Annotated in this window: 16 protein-coding genes; 9 read left to right on the top strand and 7 right to left on the bottom strand. The window is 65.8% G+C overall.

Annotation, left to right across the window (positions count from 1 at the left end; all coding sequences use genetic code 11):
- Positions 1 to 10: 10 nt before the first annotated feature.
- The 4 genes from MYL53_RS04025 to can all read right to left on the bottom strand — a co-directional run bounded on the left by MYL53_RS04025 (position 11) and on the right by can (position 4505).
- Positions 11 to 967 carry an ABC transporter permease gene (locus MYL53_RS04025; RefSeq protein WP_247852128.1) on the bottom strand — a complete coding sequence of 319 codons (957 nt, stop codon included), beginning with the start codon at positions 965 to 967 and terminating at the stop codon, positions 11 to 13.
- A complete protein-coding gene (locus tag MYL53_RS04020; protein ID WP_016854911.1) occupies positions 964 to 2010 on the bottom strand; it encodes an ABC transporter permease in 1047 nt (348 codons plus the stop codon). Before MYL53_RS04020 ends, MYL53_RS04025 begins: the two co-directional genes overlap by 4 nt.
- Before the next feature lie 102 nt (positions 2011 to 2112).
- Positions 2113 to 3687 carry an ABC transporter substrate-binding protein gene (locus MYL53_RS04015; RefSeq protein ID WP_247852127.1) on the bottom strand — a complete coding sequence of 525 codons (1575 nt, stop codon included), beginning with the start codon at positions 3685 to 3687 and terminating at the stop codon, positions 2113 to 2115.
- Between the two features lie 164 nt (positions 3688 to 3851).
- Positions 3852 to 4505, bottom strand: a complete 654-nt coding sequence (gene can / locus MYL53_RS04010; protein WP_247852126.1) for a carbonate dehydratase — start codon at positions 4503 to 4505, stop codon at positions 3852 to 3854.
- A 155-nt stretch (positions 4506 to 4660) separates the two neighbouring features.
- Between can and gorA the strand changes: the two genes are divergently transcribed.
- From gorA to MYL53_RS03990, 4 genes are all read left to right on the top strand, one after another.
- A complete protein-coding gene (gene gorA / locus MYL53_RS04005) occupies positions 4661 to 6028 on the top strand; it encodes a glutathione-disulfide reductase (RefSeq protein ID WP_247852125.1) in 1368 nt (455 codons plus the stop codon).
- Between the two features lie 259 nt (positions 6029 to 6287).
- Complete coding sequence (gene ectA / locus MYL53_RS04000; protein WP_247852124.1) at positions 6288 to 6866, top strand: diaminobutyrate acetyltransferase; 579 nt, start codon at positions 6288 to 6290, stop codon at positions 6864 to 6866.
- 87 nt (positions 6867 to 6953) lie between these two features.
- Positions 6954 to 8219 carry a diaminobutyrate--2-oxoglutarate transaminase gene (ectB, locus tag MYL53_RS03995; protein ID WP_247852123.1) on the top strand — a complete coding sequence of 422 codons (1266 nt, stop codon included), beginning with the start codon at positions 6954 to 6956 and terminating at the stop codon, positions 8217 to 8219.
- A 94-nt stretch (positions 8220 to 8313) separates the two neighbouring features.
- Positions 8314 to 8706 (top strand): ectoine synthase, encoded by a 393-nt coding sequence (locus MYL53_RS03990; protein WP_247852122.1) that lies wholly within the window; start codon positions 8314 to 8316, stop codon positions 8704 to 8706.
- Between the two features lie 104 nt (positions 8707 to 8810).
- Here MYL53_RS03990 and MYL53_RS03985 read toward each other — a convergent pair whose 3' ends face one another.
- From MYL53_RS03985 to MYL53_RS03975, 3 genes are all read right to left on the bottom strand, one after another.
- A complete protein-coding gene (locus MYL53_RS03985; RefSeq protein ID WP_247852121.1) occupies positions 8811 to 9368 on the bottom strand; it encodes a DUF3833 domain-containing protein in 558 nt (185 codons plus the stop codon).
- 93 nt (positions 9369 to 9461) lie between these two features.
- Positions 9462 to 10370, bottom strand: a complete 909-nt coding sequence (locus MYL53_RS03980) for a LysR family transcriptional regulator (protein ID WP_247852120.1) — start codon at positions 10368 to 10370, stop codon at positions 9462 to 9464.
- A 40-nt stretch (positions 10371 to 10410) separates the two neighbouring features.
- Positions 10411 to 11316 carry a bestrophin family protein gene (locus tag MYL53_RS03975; RefSeq protein WP_247852119.1) on the bottom strand — a complete coding sequence of 302 codons (906 nt, stop codon included), beginning with the start codon at positions 11314 to 11316 and terminating at the stop codon, positions 10411 to 10413.
- Between the two features lie 222 nt (positions 11317 to 11538).
- On the opposite strand from MYL53_RS03975, the gene MYL53_RS03970 reads away from it, so the two are divergent.
- The 5 genes from MYL53_RS03970 to MYL53_RS03950 all read left to right on the top strand — a co-directional run bounded on the left by MYL53_RS03970 (position 11539) and on the right by MYL53_RS03950 (position 18223).
- Positions 11539 to 13863 (top strand): FdhF/YdeP family oxidoreductase, encoded by a 2325-nt coding sequence (locus MYL53_RS03970; protein ID WP_247852118.1) that lies wholly within the window; start codon positions 11539 to 11541, stop codon positions 13861 to 13863.
- A 421-nt stretch (positions 13864 to 14284) separates the two neighbouring features.
- Positions 14285 to 15121 (top strand): ATP-dependent zinc protease family protein, encoded by an 837-nt coding sequence (locus tag MYL53_RS03965; RefSeq protein WP_247852117.1) that lies wholly within the window; start codon positions 14285 to 14287, stop codon positions 15119 to 15121.
- A gap of 40 nt (positions 15122 to 15161) precedes the next feature.
- Positions 15162 to 16673, top strand: a complete 1512-nt coding sequence (locus MYL53_RS03960; RefSeq protein WP_247852116.1) for an inactive transglutaminase family protein — start codon at positions 15162 to 15164, stop codon at positions 16671 to 16673.
- A 4-nt stretch (positions 16674 to 16677) separates the two neighbouring features.
- Positions 16678 to 17658: an alpha-L-glutamate ligase-like protein gene (locus MYL53_RS03955; protein WP_247852115.1), complete on the top strand. Its 981-nt coding sequence runs from the start codon at positions 16678 to 16680 to the stop codon at positions 17656 to 17658.
- 112 nt (positions 17659 to 17770) lie between these two features.
- A complete protein-coding gene (locus MYL53_RS03950; RefSeq protein WP_247852388.1) occupies positions 17771 to 18223 on the top strand; it encodes a Fur family transcriptional regulator in 453 nt (150 codons plus the stop codon).
- Positions 18224 to 18233 lie beyond the last annotated feature (10 nt).

The following is an 18233-nucleotide window of genomic DNA, read 5'->3' as shown; positions in this document are numbered from 1 at the left end:
CTCCTTGGCCTCAGCCCTTGTAGAGACGTGGGTTGAGGACGTCGCGCAGCCAGTCGCCGAGCAGGTTGATGACCAGCACCAGCACCACCAGCACCAGGCCCGGGATCAGCGTGATCCACCAGGAACCGGACTGGATGTAGTCGAACCCGGACTTGATCAGCGAGCCCAGCGAGGGCTGGGTCTCGGGCATGCCGAGACCGAGGAACGACAGCGCCGCCTCCGAGATGATGGCGTTGGCCACCTGTACGGTGGAGATGACGAAGATCGGCGACAGGGTGTTGGGCAGGATGTGGCGGAACATGATGCGCCGGCTCGACAGGCCCATCACCCGGGCGGCGTCGACGTATTCCTTGCCTTTCTCGGCCAGCACCGAGGCACGCACGGTACGCGCGTACTGCGGCCACTCGGCCAGGCCGATGATCAGCACCAGCAGCGGCACCGCATAGGTGCTGAAGGTGGCGCCGCCGAAGATCGCCTTGAACAGCGCGCCGACCACGATCGCCACCATCAGGGTGGAGAACGACAGCTGGATATCGGCCATGCGCATCAGGAAGGCATCGACGCGCCCGCCCAGATAGCCGGCAAGCAGACCGAAGCACACGCCGAGCGTGGCCTGCATCGCCACCGCGCCGAAGCCGATGATCAACGAGACCCGCAGGCCGTAGAGAATGGTCGATAGCAGGTCGCGGCCCTGGGCGTCGGTGCCCATCAGGTAGGCCGGATCGCTGCCGTCGACCCAGAACGGCGGCAGCTCCGAGGCCAGGATGTCGATCTGAGCCAGATCATAGGGGTTCATCGGCGCCAGCCAGGGTGCCAGCAGGGCCATCGCCACCAGCAGGATGAACACCGCCAGGCTGACCTGGGCGATCGGATCGCGCTTGAAGCTGTAGAGCAGATAGGAATCGCGGAAGCGTTCCCAGCGGCTCGCCGTGGACGAGCTCGCAGCGGTTGGGGTCGAGGTGGTCATGCGGGCTTTCCTGTCAGCTTGACGGTGGGGTTGACCAGGCCGTAGATCAGGTCGACCAGGGTGTTGGTGATCACGAAGATCAGCCCCACGATCATCAGGTAGGTGACGATCAGCGGAATGTCGGAGCGTTCGATGGCATCGAGGAACATCAGGCCCATGCCGGGCCACTGGAACACCGTCTCGGTGAGGATGGTGTAGGCGACCAGGGTGCCGATCTGCACCCCGCCCACGGTGATCACCGGCAGCATGGTGTTCTTCAGCGCGTGCAGGAAGTAGATGCGGCGCAGCGAGATGCCCTTGGCGCGGGCGAACTTCACGTACTCCGACTGCATCACCTCGAGCATCTCGGCGCGGATCAGGCGAATGAACAGCGGCAGCATGATCGAGGCCAGCGAGATGGCGGGCAGCACCAGGTAGGTCAGCCCCTCGAGCGAGGCGAAGTTGGTCTCCCAGGTGCCGAACACCGGCACCGGATCGCCGCGCCCATAGGCCGGCATGCCGCCGTCGGTGCTGATCAGATCATTGAGCCAGGCGCCCCAGCCGGTATCGGCGGGGAAGGGCGACCAGGACACGCCGATGGCGAACAGCTGGATCAGCACGATGGCGGTCAGGAACACCGGGATGGAGATGCCGATGATCGACACCCCCATGAAGAACCGCGACAGCCAGGCGCGCGGCCGGATGGCGCTGTAGACCCCGATGGGGATCGACAGGGCGATGATCAGGAAGGTGGACGCGGCCACCAGCTCCAGGGTCGCGGGCAGGTGGCGCAGGATGACGTCGGTGGTCGGCTCATTGAAGACGTAGGAGTAGCCGAAGTCGAACTGCACCGCGTTGGCGGCGAAGCGCAGGTACTGGACCGCGAAGGGGTCGTTGAGACCGAGCTCCTCGCGCAGCGCCGCGCGCTCGCTCTCCGGCACCGACTGGCCGACCATCTGCTGGATGGGGTCGCCCAGATTGTCCTGTATGGCGAAGGCGATCACGCTGATGACGAACATCACCAGCAGCGCATGAAAGAGGCGCTTGATCAGAAAGGCGATCATGAGTGGCGTCCCGTAGGCAATACGGAGTGGCGCGCTCGTCCCGAGCGCGTCACCTGTTCTGGATGGGAAAGCCTCGCCGGCGGTCCGCCGGCGAGGGAGGCATCACTCCTCCTCGACGACCAGGTCACCGAGGTAGGGGAAGTTCATCACGTTGAGCACCGGCTCGATGTCGACGTTGGCCGCGGAGGCCCAGGCCAGGTCCTGCCAGTGCAGCGGGATGAAGGCCGCATCGTCGTAGAGGGTCTGCTCGACCTCCTGCAGCATCGCCGCGCGCTTGTCGCGGTCGACCTCCAGATTGGCCTGGGCCACCAGCTCGTCGAGCTCCGGGTTGCAGTAGTTGCCGGCGTTGTACTGGCCGGCCCCGGTATCGGGATCCGGGCAGGCGGTAAGGTACTCGTGCAGGTTGGCCGAGTCCTCGGTGTCGGCGTGCCAGCCGATCATCATCATGTCGGCGGCGCGATCGTCGTACTCGCCCCAGTACTGGGCCTTGGGCAGGGTCTTGAGATCGACCTTGACGTTGATCCGCGCCAGCATGGCGGCCACCGCCTGAGCGATCTTGGCATCGTTCACGTAGCGGTTGTTGGGCGCCATCATGGTGATCTCGAAGCCGTCTTCATAGCCGGCCTCGGCCATGAGTTCCTTGGCGCGCTCGACGTCGTAGCGCGGCTCCAGGCCGTCGACATGACCGGCATAGCCCGCCGGCGACATCTGGGCCGCCGGGGTGGCGAAGCCCTTCATCAGGCGGTCGGCGATGCCTTCCTGGTTGATGGCGTAGGCGAAAGCCTGACGCACGCGACGGTCCTTGAACGCCTCGACGCGATCCTCGTTCATGTGGAACAGGATGATACGGGTGCCGGACATGGTGACCAGCTGGGTGTCGTCGTCGTTGCGGATGCGCTCGAGGTCGTTGGGCGGCACCGGGGCGATGAAGTCGACGTCGCCGGAGAGCAGGGCGGCCACGCGGGTGGCGTTCTCGCTGATCGGCGTCATCACGATCTCGTCGACGTTGCCCGGGGAGTCTTCGTCCCAGTAGTCCTCATTGCGATCGAAGACCACGCGCACGCCCTGCTGGCGTTCGGTGACCTCATAGGGACCGGTGCCGGACAGATGCCGCGAGGCGTAGGAGTTGCCGTTCTTGACGATCTCGTCCTTCGGGTCGCCGTCGGCGTCCTCGCCGCTGTAGAACTGGCTGTCCATCGGGAAGATGTAGGTGGCCAGGTTGAGCAGCAGCGGGTAGGGCTTCTCGGTGGTGAACTCGACGGTGTAGTCGTCGACCGCGGTGACGCTCGCGATCGGCGCGAAGATCGCCTTGAAGTCCGGGCTGCGCTTGAGGCGCTCCACGGTCCACACCACGTCCTTGGCGGAGAAGGGATTGCCGCTGTGGAATTCGACGCCCTCGCGCAGGGTCATGCGCAGGGTGGTGTCGTCGACCTGCTCCCAGGACGTCGCCAGGCGCGGCTCGAACTCCAGGTCCTGGGTCCAGCGCACCAGCGGATCGAAGGTCATGTGGGAGAGCTGCAGGATGCCGCCGGAGAGCTGCTCATGGATATCGAGCGATACCGGGTCGGCGTCGTAGGCCATGCTGAGGGTCGTCTCGGCCTGGGCGGCCGGTACGATGGCAGCCGCAGTCATGGCGGCGCCGACGGCGCTTGCCAGTAGGGTCTTCTTGATTGTCATTTGTCGTTCCATGCCGGATGGATTGTTATAAGTGTCGCCTGGTGAGGCGAACGACCGTTTGTTCCGGTCCGGCTCTCAACATAGAGAGTCTTGTGGCAGGAAGACAATCGAAATAACGAGAAGGGGTCATGCGCCCGGCGAATGAGGCTCGCCGGGCGGCGGGATCAGTCGTCGCTGCTCGGTGTCACGCGATCGATCCGATACAGGGTGGAGACCTGGTCGAGGCCGGTCACGCTGCAGTCAAGATCATGGGCACGGCCATCGCTCAGGCCGTAGACCCAGCCATGCACGGCCAGCGGCTGGCCGCGCTGCCAGGCGCGCTGGAGGATCTTGGTGCGGCAAAGGTTGTTGACCTGGGCCTGGACGTTGAGTTCGCACATGCGGTCGACCTGCTCGTCCAGCGACAGGTGCTCGAGGTCCGGACGGTTCATGCTGTAGAGCTCGCGCACCGAGTGCAGCCAGTAGTCGACGATGCCGCACTCGCCGCCGGTGACGGCCGCCTTCACGCCGCCGCAGCCGTAGTGGCCGACGATCATGATGTGCTTGACCTTGAGCACGTCCACGGCGTACTGCACCACCGACAGGGCGTTCATGTCGTTGTGATGGAGCAGGTTGGCGACGTTGCGGTGAACGAATACCTCGCCAGGGGGCAGGTCGATGATCTGGTTGGCCGGCACGCGGGAGTCGGAGCAGCCGATCCACAGGTAATCGGGATTCTGCTGCTGGGAGAGGCGGGCGAAGAACTCGGGATCGTCCTGGCTGACGCTGTCCGCCCAGGCGCGGTTGCGCTCGAGCAGCTGCTTCATTTCGGTTTTCATGGGGAGGGGTCTCTTATGATCAGGATCGCTGACACAGCACATTTTTTATTACCGGCATAGCGGCGGTCAATGGCCGCGACCCTCCCGGGGGCCTGCGGCGGCTGGTATGATCCCCGCCCATTACCTGTTCCCTTTGTCTCATTCACTCTCAGGAGATGCCTGTGTCCGAGTACGATTACGATCTGTTCGTCATCGGGGCGGGGTCCGGCGGCGTGCGTGCCGCACGCACCGCCGCCGCTACCGGGGCCCGCGTCGCCGTGGCCGAGGACCGCTACCTGGGCGGCACCTGCGTCAACGTCGGCTGCGTGCCCAAGAAACTGTACTCCTACGCCGCGCACTTCCACGACAGCTTCGAGGACGCCGGCGGCTTCGGCTGGAACCTGCCCGAGGCCCCGACCTTCGACTGGGCGACCCTGCGCGACAACAAGATCGGTGAGATCCAGCGTCTCAACGGCATCTACGGCCGGCTGCTCGATAACGCCGGCGTGCGCCTGATCAACGGCCGCGCCAGCGTGGTCGACGCCCATCACGTCAGCGTCGCCGGCGAGACCATCAGCGCCGAGAAGATTCTGGTCGCGGTGGGCGGCTGGCCCTGGGTCCCGGACTTCCCGGGCAAGGAGCTGACGCTCGACTCCAACCGCGTCTTCGACCTCGACCGCTTCCCGGAACGCTTCCTGGTCCTCGGTGGCGGCTACATCGCCGTGGAGTTCGCCAGCATCTTCAACGGCCTGGGCAGCGACACCCACCTGATCTACCGCGGCGACCTGTTCCTGCGCGGCTTCGACCAGGAGGTACGCGAGTTCACCCGCGACGAGATGGACAAGAAGGGCGTCAACCTGCACTTCAACACCAACATTGAGGTCATCGAACGGGTCGAGGGTGGGCTCAAGGTCACCCTGACCAGCGGCGAGACGCTGGAAGTGGACGCGGTGCTGGCCGCCACCGGCCGCCGCCCACATCTCGAGGGGCTGGGACTGGACAGGCTCGACGTCGCCACCAGCGACGACGGCAAGCTCAAGGTCAACGAGCGTTTCGAGACCTCCGTGCCGTCCATCCTGGCGCTGGGCGACGTCACCGACGGTCCCGAGCTCACCCCGGTGGCGCTGGAAGAGGCCATGAAGCTGGTCGAGCACCACTTCGGCGACACCACGCCCGAGCCGCTGGACTACGAGCGCGTCGCCACCGCGGTGTTCTGCCATCCCAACATCGGCACCGTGGGCCTCTCCGAGGAGGCCGCCCGCGAGCGTTTCGACGCCATCCGCGTCTACAGCGCCGATTTCCGCCCCATGAAGCACACCCTGTCGGGTAGCAGCGAGCGCTGCCTGATGAAGCTGATCGTCGATGACGAAAGCGACGTGGTGGTCGGGGCACACATGGTGGGCGACGAGGCCGGCGAGATCATCCAGGGCATCGCCATCGCGGTGCGGGCCGGGCTGACCAAGGCCCAGTTCGACCAGACCGTGGGCATCCATCCCACCGGGGCCGAGGAATTCGTGACCATGCGCGCGCCGACGCGGCGCTGAGGCCGCGGGCGGCGACATCTCGCCGTCACATTGCTGCCACACGAGCGGGCCACCCTGAACGGGTGGCCCGCTTGCGTTGGAAGGGGTGACAGGCCGGACGGACGAGACGGGACTATGCTGTGAGAAGCCCGCCATGGCGGCGTTCCCGCGAAACCCATAATGTAGATTTATGGCTTTTTGCCAGCTGGATAACAAGGCTTTTGAAAAGGTAATAAGTGGCTGTTATGATAATTCCCGAATTCGCTAAGCGAACATGATAATGAACGTCACCACAGAGCCCTTCATTCCCTCCGCCGAGCTTGCCCGGCCCAGCATCGCCGACACCGTCGTCGGTCATCAGACCACTCCGCTGTTCATCCGCAAGCCGAACCCGGATGACGGCTGGGGCATCTATGAACTGGTCAAGTCCTGCCCCCCGCTGGACGTCAATTCCGCCTACGCCTATCTGCTGCTGGCGACCCAGTTCCGCGACAGCTGCGCCGTGGCCACCAACGAGGAGGGCGAGATCGTCGGCTTCGTTTCCGGCTACGTGAAGAGCAACTGCCCGGACACCTATTTCCTGTGGCAGGTCGCCGTGGGCGAGAAGGCCCGCGGCACCGGCCTGGCCCGCCGCCTGGTGGAAGCCGTGATGTCGCGGCCGGAGCTGGCCGAGGTGCACCACCTCGAGACCACCATCACCCCGGATAACCAGGCGTCCTGGGGGCTGTTCCGCCGCCTGGCCGACCGCTGGCAGGCGCCGCTCAACAGCCGCGAATACTTCTCCACCGATCAGCTCGGCGGCGAGCACGACCCCGAGAACCTCGTGCGTATCGGCCCCTTCCAGACCGACGACATCTGATCGCCGCAGACACGGTGCCGGCATGCCGGCCGGCACCGTCACGCCCGAATTTCCTTCATTCCGCTCTTTATCCGACAGGAGGTCGCAATGCAGACCCAGACCCTCGAACGCATGGAATCCGATGTCCGGACCTATTCCCGCTCCTTTCCGGTCGTCTTCACCAAGGCCCAGAACGCGCGCCTGACCGACGAGACCGGTCGTGAATACATCGACTTCCTGGCCGGCGCTGGCACCCTGAACTACGGCCACAACAACCCGCACATGAAGCAGGCCCTGGTCGACTATCTGGCCGACGACGGCATCGTCCACGGCCTGGACTTCTGGACCGCCGCCAAGCGCGACTACCTGGAGACCCTCGAGGAGGTGATCTTCAAGCCGCGCGGCCTGAACTACAAGGTGCACTTCCCGGGGCCGACCGGCACCAACGCCGTCGAGGCGGCGATTCGCCTGGCTCGCGTGGCCAAGGGGCGTCATAACATCGTGACCTTCACCAACGGCTTCCACGGCGTGACCATGGGGGCGCTTGCCACCACCGGTAACCGCAAGTTCCGCGAGGCCACCGGCGGCGTCCCGACCCAGGGCGCGTCCTTCCTGCCTTTCGACGGCTACCTGGGTGAGGCCACCGACACCCTCGACTACTTCGAGAAGCTGCTGGGCGACAAGTCCGGCGGTCTGGACGTGCCGGCCGGCGTGATCGTCGAGACGGTGCAGGGTGAGGGCGGCATCAACGTCGCCGGCCTGGACTGGCTCAAGCGCCTGGAAGGCATCTGCCGCGCCCACGACATCCTGCTGATCGTCGACGACATCCAGGCCGGCTGCGGCCGTACCGGCAAGTTCTTCAGCTTCGAGCACGCCGACGTGGTGCCGGATATCGTCACCAACTCCAAGTCGCTGTCCGGCTTCGGCCTGCCGTTCGCCCACGTGCTGATGCGTCCGGAGCTCGACAAGTGGAAGCCGGGGCAGTACAACGGGACCTTCCGCGGTTTCAATCTGGCCTTCGCCACCGCCGCCGCCGCGCTGCGCAGGTACTGGAGCGACGACACCTTCGAACGCGACGTCCAGCGCAAGGCGCGCATCGTCGAGGAGCGGTTCCAGAAGATCGCCGCCTGGCTGACCGAGGAGAAGGGCATCGAGGCCAGCGAGCGCGGCCGCGGCCTGATGCGCGGCATCGACGTGGGCAGCGGTGACATCGCCGACAAGATCACCGGCCAGGCCTTCGAGAACGGTCTGATCATCGAGACCAGCGGACAGGACGGCGAAGTGGTCAAGTGCCTGTGCCCGCTGACCATTCCGGACGAGGACCTGATCCAAGGCCTCGACATTCTGGAGGCCAGCGCCAAGCAGGCCCTCTGATCGCACCGAATCCGGCCTTCCGTGTCCGTGAGGAGACGGAAGGCCATGGCTGCCGGCCCCGCCCGGCGCACGAGACATCACATGGAGAGCAGCTATGATCGTTCGTAATCTCGAGGAAGCGCGCAAGACCGACCGCCTGGTCACCGCCGAAAACGGCAACTGGGACAGCACCCGCCTGTCGCTGGCCGAGGACGGCGGCAACTGCTCCTTCCATATCACCCGGATCTTCGAGGGCACCGAGACCCATATCCACTACAAGCATCACTTCGAGGCGGTGTACTGCATCGAGGGCGAAGGCGAGGTCGAGACCCTGGCCGACGGCAAGATCTGGCCGATCAAGCCGGGCGACATCTATATCCTCGACCAGCATGACGACCACCTGCTGCGGGCCACCAAGACCATGCACCTGGCCTGCGTGTTCACCCCGGGCCTGACCGGCAAGGAAGTGCACCGCGAGGACGGCTCCTACGCCCCCGCGGGCGAGTGATGGCGCTCGGCCGCAGGGCATGACGACACGGCCCCGGTTTCTTCAGGAACCGGGGCCGTGTCGTTTCTGTGCATGAGCAGGAGAAGAAAGGACAGGGAAGTGACCTAGCGTGGGGCGTCGCGATCGAAGGCGATGGTGATCTCCGCCAGCGTCAGGCCGAACTTCTTCATGGACGTACGATTGATCAGCCGGCCGTCGGGCTGCAGGTACATCCAGTCGTCCATGTGGAAGGTGAGATCGCGTCCGTCCACCGTGACCTCGAGCGGATAGCTCATGTGGAAGACGTGCCCTGACTGTCGAGCCTGCACCACGCCCTCGACGTCACTGGCACGACCTTCCCAGCGGCCGCCGTCGCGGCGCTCGAAGGTCCAGACGCGTCGGTCGGTCTCGCCATCGGCATAGGTGAAGCGCTCGTCCAGGGTCAGGGTATTGCCCTCGACGCTGCCGTCGATATCGACGGTGAAGCGCCGCTGCACCTCGCCGCTGTAGTCCTGCACCATGCCCCAGGCCCGCGACTGCCCCTCGAAATAGTCGGCGATATCGAGTTTCGGCGTGGTGCCTGCATAGTGCTCCACGTCCACGCCGGCACAGCCGGCAAGCGACAGCGTCATCGCCAGCCATACCAGGGGACGCGTACCGCGACTCGGCATTTTTCTATACATGACAAATTCCTTGAATCGGATTTGTACAATAATATAGAAGAGCACGGGCGTGAACGCCATGCCAGCAGGCCGGTCAGGCGAGGCGGTCGGGCATCAGGACGTCGGCATGTCGGTCGATTCGGATAGCTGCGCGCGAATCTCGGCGAAGCACTGCTCGGCCAGGGCGGAACGTGGTCCGGTGCCGCGCATCAGCAGCCCCATCGGCGCCTGGGTGCGCGCCTCGGCGATGGGCGTCATGCGCAGATGGCCGCCGAGCGCCTCGATGCCGCTGTCCAAGGGCATGATCGCGCAGCAGAGTCCGGCGCCGACGGCCTGGACCAGCTGGAAGGTCGAGTCGCTCTCGAGCACCGGGGCCGGATCCAGACCGTGGCGCTGCAGGGCGACGCCGATCGAGTGGCGATAGTGCATGCCCTTGGTCAGCAGTCCCAGGGGCAGGCCCTCGAGCCGGGGCCAGTCGAGCGTCGCCGCGTCATCGAAGGTGAAATAGCGGGTATCGTGCAGCAGCCCCATGTCGGTGGCGCCGAGGCGAATGACCTCGAAATCGGTGGCGTCCAGCGGCTCGAGATAGCACAGGCCGATATCCAGCTGGTTGCGGCTGAGGCCATCGATGATGCGCTCCGAGCTCAGCGACTGCAGCGCGAAGCGCAGCTCCGGGAAGGCACGATGGAGCGGCTGGATGAGGCGCATGGGATCGAGTGCCGCCAGCGGTACCATGCCCAGGCGCAGCGTGCCCACCAGCTGGCCCCGACAGTTGGCCGCCTCCGACTGCAAGCCGTCATGAGCCGCCAGCAGGGTACGTGCCCAGGCCAGGATACGCTCGCCGGCCTCGGTGATCCCCTCGAAGCGGTGGCCGCGGTTGACCAGCACCAGATCCAGCTCTTCCTCCAGGGCCCGCAGCCGCATGGACAGCGTCGGCTGTGTCACGTGACAGCGCTCGGCCGCCTTGCCGAAGTGGCGCGTCTCGGCGAGGGCGATGAGGAACTTGAGCTGCTTGATGTCCATGGCATGTCCGGCGGTAAACGGCGAACCGCCACCATACGCTTCAGGACAGCACCACGCCATCGGGCCGCCACGCCGCCGGCAGCTCGGCCTCGCCGGCGGCGTCCAGCATGTCCCGCTCGATCTGGCGAACCATGGCATCGATCGCCAGATCGTTGTCGTCGTCGCCGAACGGGTCCTCCAGCTCGTCGCCGATGGCATCCAGCCCGAAGAAGGTGTAACTGACGACGGTGGTGAACAGCGGCGCCAGCCATCCCAGCGGCTCGGCCAGCACCAGCGGCAGCAGCAGGCAGAACACGAAGGTCGTGCGGTGCAGCAGCAGCGTGTAGGGGAAGGGCAGCGGGGTGTTGTGAAGTCGCTCGCAGGTCGCCTGGGCCTCCGACAGCGCCACCAGCCGCTGCTCCAGGGTGACGTAGCGCCACTCGCTGATCACTTCGGCGACGGCGAGAGCCGAACACTGTCGTCCCACATGCCGCAGCACGCCATCGGCGACGTTGTGGCCGTAGCCATGCCGTTCAGCGGGCAGCCAGCAAGCCGCGGCCGAGAACTCGTCCTCGTCGCGCAGCCGGGCCTTGAGGGCGTGCGCATGCCCACACAGCTCTCGGAGCAGCGAGCCCCTGAGCCCCGCGTTCGGGATCACCTGACTTTGCCGGGCAAAGGAACGAACCTCGCTTAAGACCTGCCCCCAGGCCTGGCGCGCCTCCCACCAGCGGGCATAGCAGGCATTGTTACGAAAGCTCATGAAGATCGAGAGCGACAGCCCCAGCAAGGTAAACGGCGTGGCGCTGATCGACGGGAAGGCGTCCGAATAGCGGCGCTCGATCAGCACGATCGCCGCGGCCAGTAGCGTGACCATCAGGCAGCGCTGAGCGATGCGCGGCACGATGGATCCCTTGAGGGTGATCAACAGGGCGAACCAGCCGGGTCGGGGCGAGGGGGGAACGATCATGGTGTCGAGCGAGAAACCTGATGGGGGCGTGCCGCCATCGTCTCGCGGCGAGACATGATCGATCCAATCGATTCAATCGAACAATCCATCATGGATGCCTATGAAATATCGATGCCTTAGGCAGTCTCGATAGAGCATCGTGATCGTTCGTTCATGGCTTTCGATTGGACTCGGCGCGCGATGAGCAATATGTTAGGAAGCTCATTATCCCGAGGAAACAAGATGAGCCAAGATGAGCATATCAGGACGTATTCGGGCGCCGCGGCGGGTTGGGGAGCACTCAAGAGCGTGACCAAGAGCTGGCTCGGCAGCGACAACGCGGTCAAGAACATCCGTGCCATGCTCAAGACCAACCAGGACCACGGCTTCGACTGCCCGGGCTGTGCCTGGGGCGAGTCGCCGGAGAACGGCCTGGTGAAGTTCTGCGAGAACGGCGCCAAGGCGGTGAACTGGGAATCCACCGGCCGTTCCGTCGACCCGGCGTTCTTCGCCGAACACAGCGTCTCGGATCTGCTCCGGCAGAGCGACTACTGGCTGGAATATCAGGGCCGGCTGTCACAGCCCATGCGCTACGACGCCGCCAGCGACCATTACGTCGAGATCCGCTGGGAAGACGCCTTCGCGCTGATCGCCGATCATCTGAATCGCCTCGAGTCGCCGCATCAGGCGGAGTTCTACACCTCCGGGCGAGCCAGCAACGAGGCCGCCTTCCTCTATCAGCTGTTCGTGCGTGCCTTCGGGACCAACAACTTCCCCGACTGCTCGAACATGTGCCACGAGGCCAGCGGCATCGGCATGACCGACAGCCTCGGCGTGGGCAAGGGCACCGTGGTGTTCGACGACCTGGAGCACGCCGACGCCATCTTCGTCATCGGCCAGAATCCGGGCACCAACCATCCACGCATGCTCGAGCCGCTGCGCGAGGCCGTCCAGCGCGGCGCTCAGGTCGTCTGCATCAATCCGCTGAAGGAGCGTGGCCTCGAGCGCTTCCAGCATCCCCAGAAGCCGCTGGAAATGCTGGGCAACGGCTCAGAACCCACCAACACCGCCTATTTCCGGCCGGCCCTCGGCGGCGACATGGCGCTGATGCGCGGCATCGCGAAATGCCTGCTGGGCTGGGAGCGCGAGGCGCTGGCAGCCGGGGAACCGCCGGTGTTCGATCACGCCTTCCTCGAGGCCCACACCGACGGCCTGAACGACTATCTTGCCGCCGTCGATGCCACGCCCTGGGCCCACATCATCGCTCAGTCGGGGCTGTCGGCCGAGGACATCGAGCTGGCGGCCTCGATGTATCGACGCGCCGAGCGGGTGGTGATGTGCTGGGCGATGGGCATCACCCAGCATCGTCACTCGGTGGCCACGGTGCAGGAGATCGTCAATCTCCAGCTGCTGCGCGGCAACGTCGGCAAGCCCGGCGCCGGCCTGTCCCCGGTACGCGGCCACAGCAACGTGCAGGGCGATCGCACCATGGGCATCGACGAGAAGCCGCCGGCGGGGCTGCTCGACGCCCTGGAGCGGCGCTTCCGCTTCGAGGTGCCGCGCGACCATGGTCACAACACGGTGCAGGCGATCCAGGCGATGGAAGAAGGGCGGTCGAAGGTCTTTCTCGGCCTGGGCGGCAATTTCGCCCAGGCCACGCCGGATACCGAGCGTACCCATGCCGCGCTGCGCCGCTGCGACCTGACCGTGCATATCGCCACCAAGCTGAACCGCTCGCACCTGGTGACCGGGCAGGACGCCCTGATCCTGCCGTGCCTGGGCCGCACCGAGATCGACAGGCAGGCCGAGGGCCCTCAGGGCGTGACCGTGGAGGACACCTTCAGCATGGCGCACATCTCCCATGGCCAGCTGACACCGCGGTCTTCACATTTGCGCTCCGAGCCCGCGATCATCGCCGGCATCGCCCAGGCGACGCTGGGCGATCATCCCGTGGACTGGATGTCGCTGATCGCCGACTACGGCCGCATCCGCGAGCTGATCGCGGACACCATTCCCGGTTTCGAGGACTACAACGCACGGCTGAATCGGCCCGGCGGCTTCCACCTGGGCAACGCCGCCGCCAAGCGGGTCTGGCACACGGTCAGCGGCAAAGCGCATTTCCGGTCGCATTCGCTGCCCGAGTCGCTGGTCAATGCCGGCGTGCTGGCGCGCGGCGAGACGCCGGACCTGATCCTGCAGACACTGCGCTCCCACGATCAGTACAACACCACGCTCTACGGCCTCGATGACCGCTACCGCGGCGTCTTCGGCCTGCGCCAGGTGGTGTTCGTCAACGAGGACGAGATTCGCCGGCTGGGCTTCGAACCCGGAGACCGGGTGGACCTGGTGTCGCTGTGGGACGACGGCCGCGAACGTCGGGTCAGCGATTTCCAGCTGGTGGCCTATGACATGCCGGACGGCCAGGCCGCGGGGTACTATCCGGAAACCAACCCGCTGGTGCCGCTCGACAGCTACGGCGAGCAGACCTTCACGCCGACCTCGAAGTTCATCGCCATCCGGCTCGAGAGAGCCGCACCCAGCCAGCGCCTGGACGTCGAGACGGCCTGACATCATCGATCGCAGGGCCGCGCGCCCGGAACCTCGAGCGGCGTTCCGGGCACCGGCGTATCGGCCGTGACATTCGCCGTGACCGTGAGGCGCGTTCCCATGGCGGAAGCGTGAAGGCTGGACGACACTTGGCATCATGGCAGGCTGTCGGGGCCGTCACCGAACGTGGCGGACGGAGACGGCTGTCTGGGTGTCGCGACGATGACACAGGGGCATCGAGCCGCCATGACCAGCATTTCGCATAATATATATTATGTTAAATTGGTGCCATGTCAGATCCGTGCATATTGCCGCACCATTCCCGGCCGCATCGCCTCCGCGCCCGGCACGACATGGACAGCTCGTTCCCCGCTCCTTATCATCCCGTCAGTTCGCGAGGCCTTCGCCTCACCACTCGCCTGAAGCCAAGGATGTCGTCGACATGCCGATTCGCCCCCTGCTGATCGCACCCCTCGCCGCCCTGCTGTCCCTCGGTGGCTGCGGTCTGGTGCCCCAGCACGAAGCGCCGCCCGAACCCGTGTCACAGCAGGCCTTCGCGGATCGCATCGACCGGCTGGAAGCCGACCTGGCCGCTCGCTGCGATGTGCGTCAGCAGGCGCTCGGCGAACAGCGCCAGGAACAGCTGGGGCTGCGCGCCGACGTGCGCGAGGTCGGGTATCTGCTGCGCGGCGTGCGCAGCGACCTCCAGGCCCTGAGCGGCGACGCTCAACAGGAATCGACCACCAGCAGCTGTCCCACCGTCGACGAGCGGCTCGAGAACAAGACCCTGGTCGGCAGCAGCGAATGGGTCGGCCTGCCCGAGGTCGGCACCTATCTGGAAGCCCGAATCGATTCCGGTGCGACCACATCATCCCTGTCGGCCACCGACATCACGCCGTTCGAGCGCGACGGCGAGGACTGGGTGCGCTTCAAGCTGGGACTCAACGATCAGGATGATGTCGTCGCATCGGTGCGCGACAAGTGGATCGAAGTCCCGGTCGAACGTCGCGTCAAGATCATCCAGGCCAACGGCGAGGAATCGCGTCCCGTGATCAGCCTGCTGATGACCCTGGGGCCGCTGCATGAAAATGTGGAGTTCACCCTCAGCGATCGCACCAACCTCGACTACCCGATGCTGCTCGGGCGTCGTTTCCTGATGGACATCGCCATCATCGACGTGGCGCGCCGCCATATCTACGATCGCCCCGATTTTCCCACGCCGTCGGCAGCGGAAGCCGACGACGCGCCCGAGACACAAGACGAGACGACGGCGCCCTGATCCGTCAGCGAGCCCTCGTCACGCGCCCAAGGAAGCCGATATGTCCCGACTGCCCTTCTACCTGATCGTTGCGCTGCTGCTGGTCACCGGCATCGCCATGAGCGTCCATCGCCACATCGAATTCGAGGTGCCATGGACGCCGGGCGAACAGCGCCAGATCTGGGAAATCGAAGCCCAGGTCAACTTCCGCGCCGACGGTGGTCCGGCCAAGGTGGACCTGGCGCTGCCGTCCACCCAGCAGGGGTTCCGGGTGCTGACCGAGCATACGGCGTCTCCCGGCTACGGCCTGAACTACCTGGAAGACGGCGGCGCTCGGCGCGCCGAGTGGGCCGTGCGCGACGCCGAGGGCAGCCAGCGCCTGTATTACAGCGCCCAGATCCTGGTCGCCCCTGACGCCAAGGCCGCGCCGATACCGCCTCCCCAGCCGGCGCAGAACGTCGTCTGGGAACCTCCTTATGACACCGCGGCCCAGGCGGTCATCGACGATGCCTGGTCGCGCAGCGCCGACGCCTTCACCTTCGCCCATCAGCTGATACAGGACTTCAACGACACCAGCCGCGGCGAGAACGCGCGCCTGCTGCTGACCCAGTTCGACCGCGTGCCGCTGTTGATGCGGCTGTTCGACCAGGCCGGCGTACCGGCTCGCCAGGTCAGCGGCCTGATGCTGGAGAACGGCCGGCGTCGCCAGACGCTGACCTCCTGGATCCAGGTCTACGACGGCAACGACAGCGCACTGTTCGACCCGACCACCGGCGAGCGCGGTCGTCCGGACAACCTGCTGATGTGGGAGAACGCCGGCCATCCGGTGCTCGAGGTCCAGGGCGGCACCAATTCGGGCGTCAGCTTCTCGATGATCTCCCGCAGCCAGCCCGCCGCCGCCGCGGTGCGCAGTCAACTGGCCAAGGACAGCGACACCCTGCTCAACTTCTCGATTCACAGCCTGCCGCTGGAAGAACAGGCGCTGTTCCAGACCATCCTGCTGATTCCCATCGGCGCGCTGGTCGTGGTGCTGCTGCGGGTGCTGATCGGCATCAAGACCTCGGGCACCTTCATGCCGGTGCTGGTGGCGCTGGCCTTCATCCAGACCACGCTGGTGACCGGCCTGGTCGGTTTCCTGCTGGTGGTCGCCGTCGGGCTGGTGATCCGCAACTACCTGTCTTACTTGAACTTGCTATTGGTGGCCAGGGTCACGGCGGTGATCATCACGGTCATCGCCATTATCTCCCTGTTCTCGGTGCTGTCGTTCAAGCTCGGCCTCAACGCCGGCCTGCAGATCACCTTCTTCCCGATGATCATCCTGTCGTGGACCATCGAGCGCATGTCGATCCTGTGGGAAGAGGAAGGTCCCAAGGAGGTGCTGATTCAGGGCGGTGGCAGCATGCTGACCGCGGTGCTGGCCTACCTGGCGATGAACAACCCCTGGATCCGCCACATCACCTTCAACTTCCTCGGGGTGCAGCTGATCCTGATGGCACTGATCCTGATGCTCGGCAACTACACCGGCTACCGGCTGCTGGAGCTGCGTCGCTTCAAGCCGGTGACGGAGGACTGATCGCATGTGGACCTCCCCGGGCAAGCTGCGCGCCAAGGGCATCATCGGCATGAACCAGCGCAATATCCGCTATATCGGCCGCTACAACGACCGGCGGCTGTATCCGCTGGTCGATGACAAGCTCAAGACCAAGCTGCTCGCCCAGCAGTACGCCATCACCACGCCGGCGCTGATCGGCACCGTGTCGACCCAGTTCGGCGTCAAGCACATCCACGAGATGCTGGCCGCCCACGGCGGCTTCGTGATCAAGCCGGCCAAGGGCAGCGGCGGCAAGGGCATCCTGGTCATCGAGAAGCGCGAGGGCGCCCACTTCGTCAAGCCCAGCGGCGCGCACCTCACGCTGGAGGACGTCGAACGCCACGTCTCGAACATCCTGTCGGGGCTCTATTCGCTGGGCGGCTCGCCGGACGTGGCGTTGATCGAGGCGCTGATCGACTTCGACGAGTCCTTCGCCGAGTACAGCTACGAGGGCGTGCCGGACATTCGCGTCATCGTCTTCCAGGGCTATCCGGTGATGGCCATGATGCGCCTGTCGACCGCCGCCTCGGACGGCAAGGCCAACCTGCACCAGGGCGCGGTCGGCGTGGGCATCGACATCGCCAGCGGCACGGCGATCCGCGGCGTGCAGTTCGATCGCGCCCGCCACGACCATCCGGACACCGGCCACGAGCTGGCCAGCCTGCACATCCCCGGCTGGAAGACGCTGCTCGAACTGGCGGCCAGCTGCTACGAAATGACCGCGCTGGGCTATCTCGGCACCGACATGGTGATCGACCGCCAGCACGGACCGATGCTGCTGGAGCTCAACGCCCGCCCCGGCCTGGCGATCCAGATGGCCAACGGCGAGGGGCTGCAGCCGAGGCTCGACCTGATCGAACGCCAGCCGGCGGGCGTCTCGCCCGAGGAGCGCGTGGCCTTCGCCCAGCACCACTTCGCCCGCCGCAGCGAGCTGGAGCGCGTGGCCGAGGAGACGGCCGAGGCCTGAGGCCGCCCCTCCTCGGCCTTTCCCTCATCCCCATCGACGCCGTAAGCCCGGCTGGCTCGGAGCAGGCCGGGCGCGTAGAATGTGGCCCTCCATCCACGACCGCATGGCCCGCATGACCGATTCCAGCGCCCTGATGCAACAGGCCGAGCGCCAGTGCCGCCAGCGCGGCGTACGCTTCACCCCGATTCGCCAGCGGGTGCTGCAGCTGATCGCCGAGACCCGAGGCGGCCTCAAGGCCTACGAGCTGCTCGACCGGCTGGCCGCCGAGCACGCCTCGGCCCGACCGCCCACGGTCTATCGCGCCCTGGAATTCCTCATCGACCAGGGGCTGGTGCACCGCATCGAATCGCTCAACGCCTACGTGGCCTGCCCCTGCCCTGAGCACGCCCACGGCTTCCAGCTGCTGATCTGCCGCGACTGCGGCCGGGTCGAGGAGCTTCACCTCGACGACATCAACGCCCAGCTCGGCCGCCATGCCCGCGAGCTCGGTTTCGTGGTGCAGCGCCAGACCATCGAGCTGCTCGGCCAGTGCGACGCCTGCCGGTCGGCCACCGCCACCTCCTGAGCCGGAGCCT

Source organism: Halomonas getboli, assembly GCF_023094245.1.
Classification (GTDB): Bacteria; Pseudomonadota; Gammaproteobacteria; order Pseudomonadales; family Halomonadaceae; genus Halomonas; species Halomonas getboli.
Note: the sequence above shows the minus strand (reverse complement) of the source record. Positions and strands in the feature narration are given on the sequence as shown.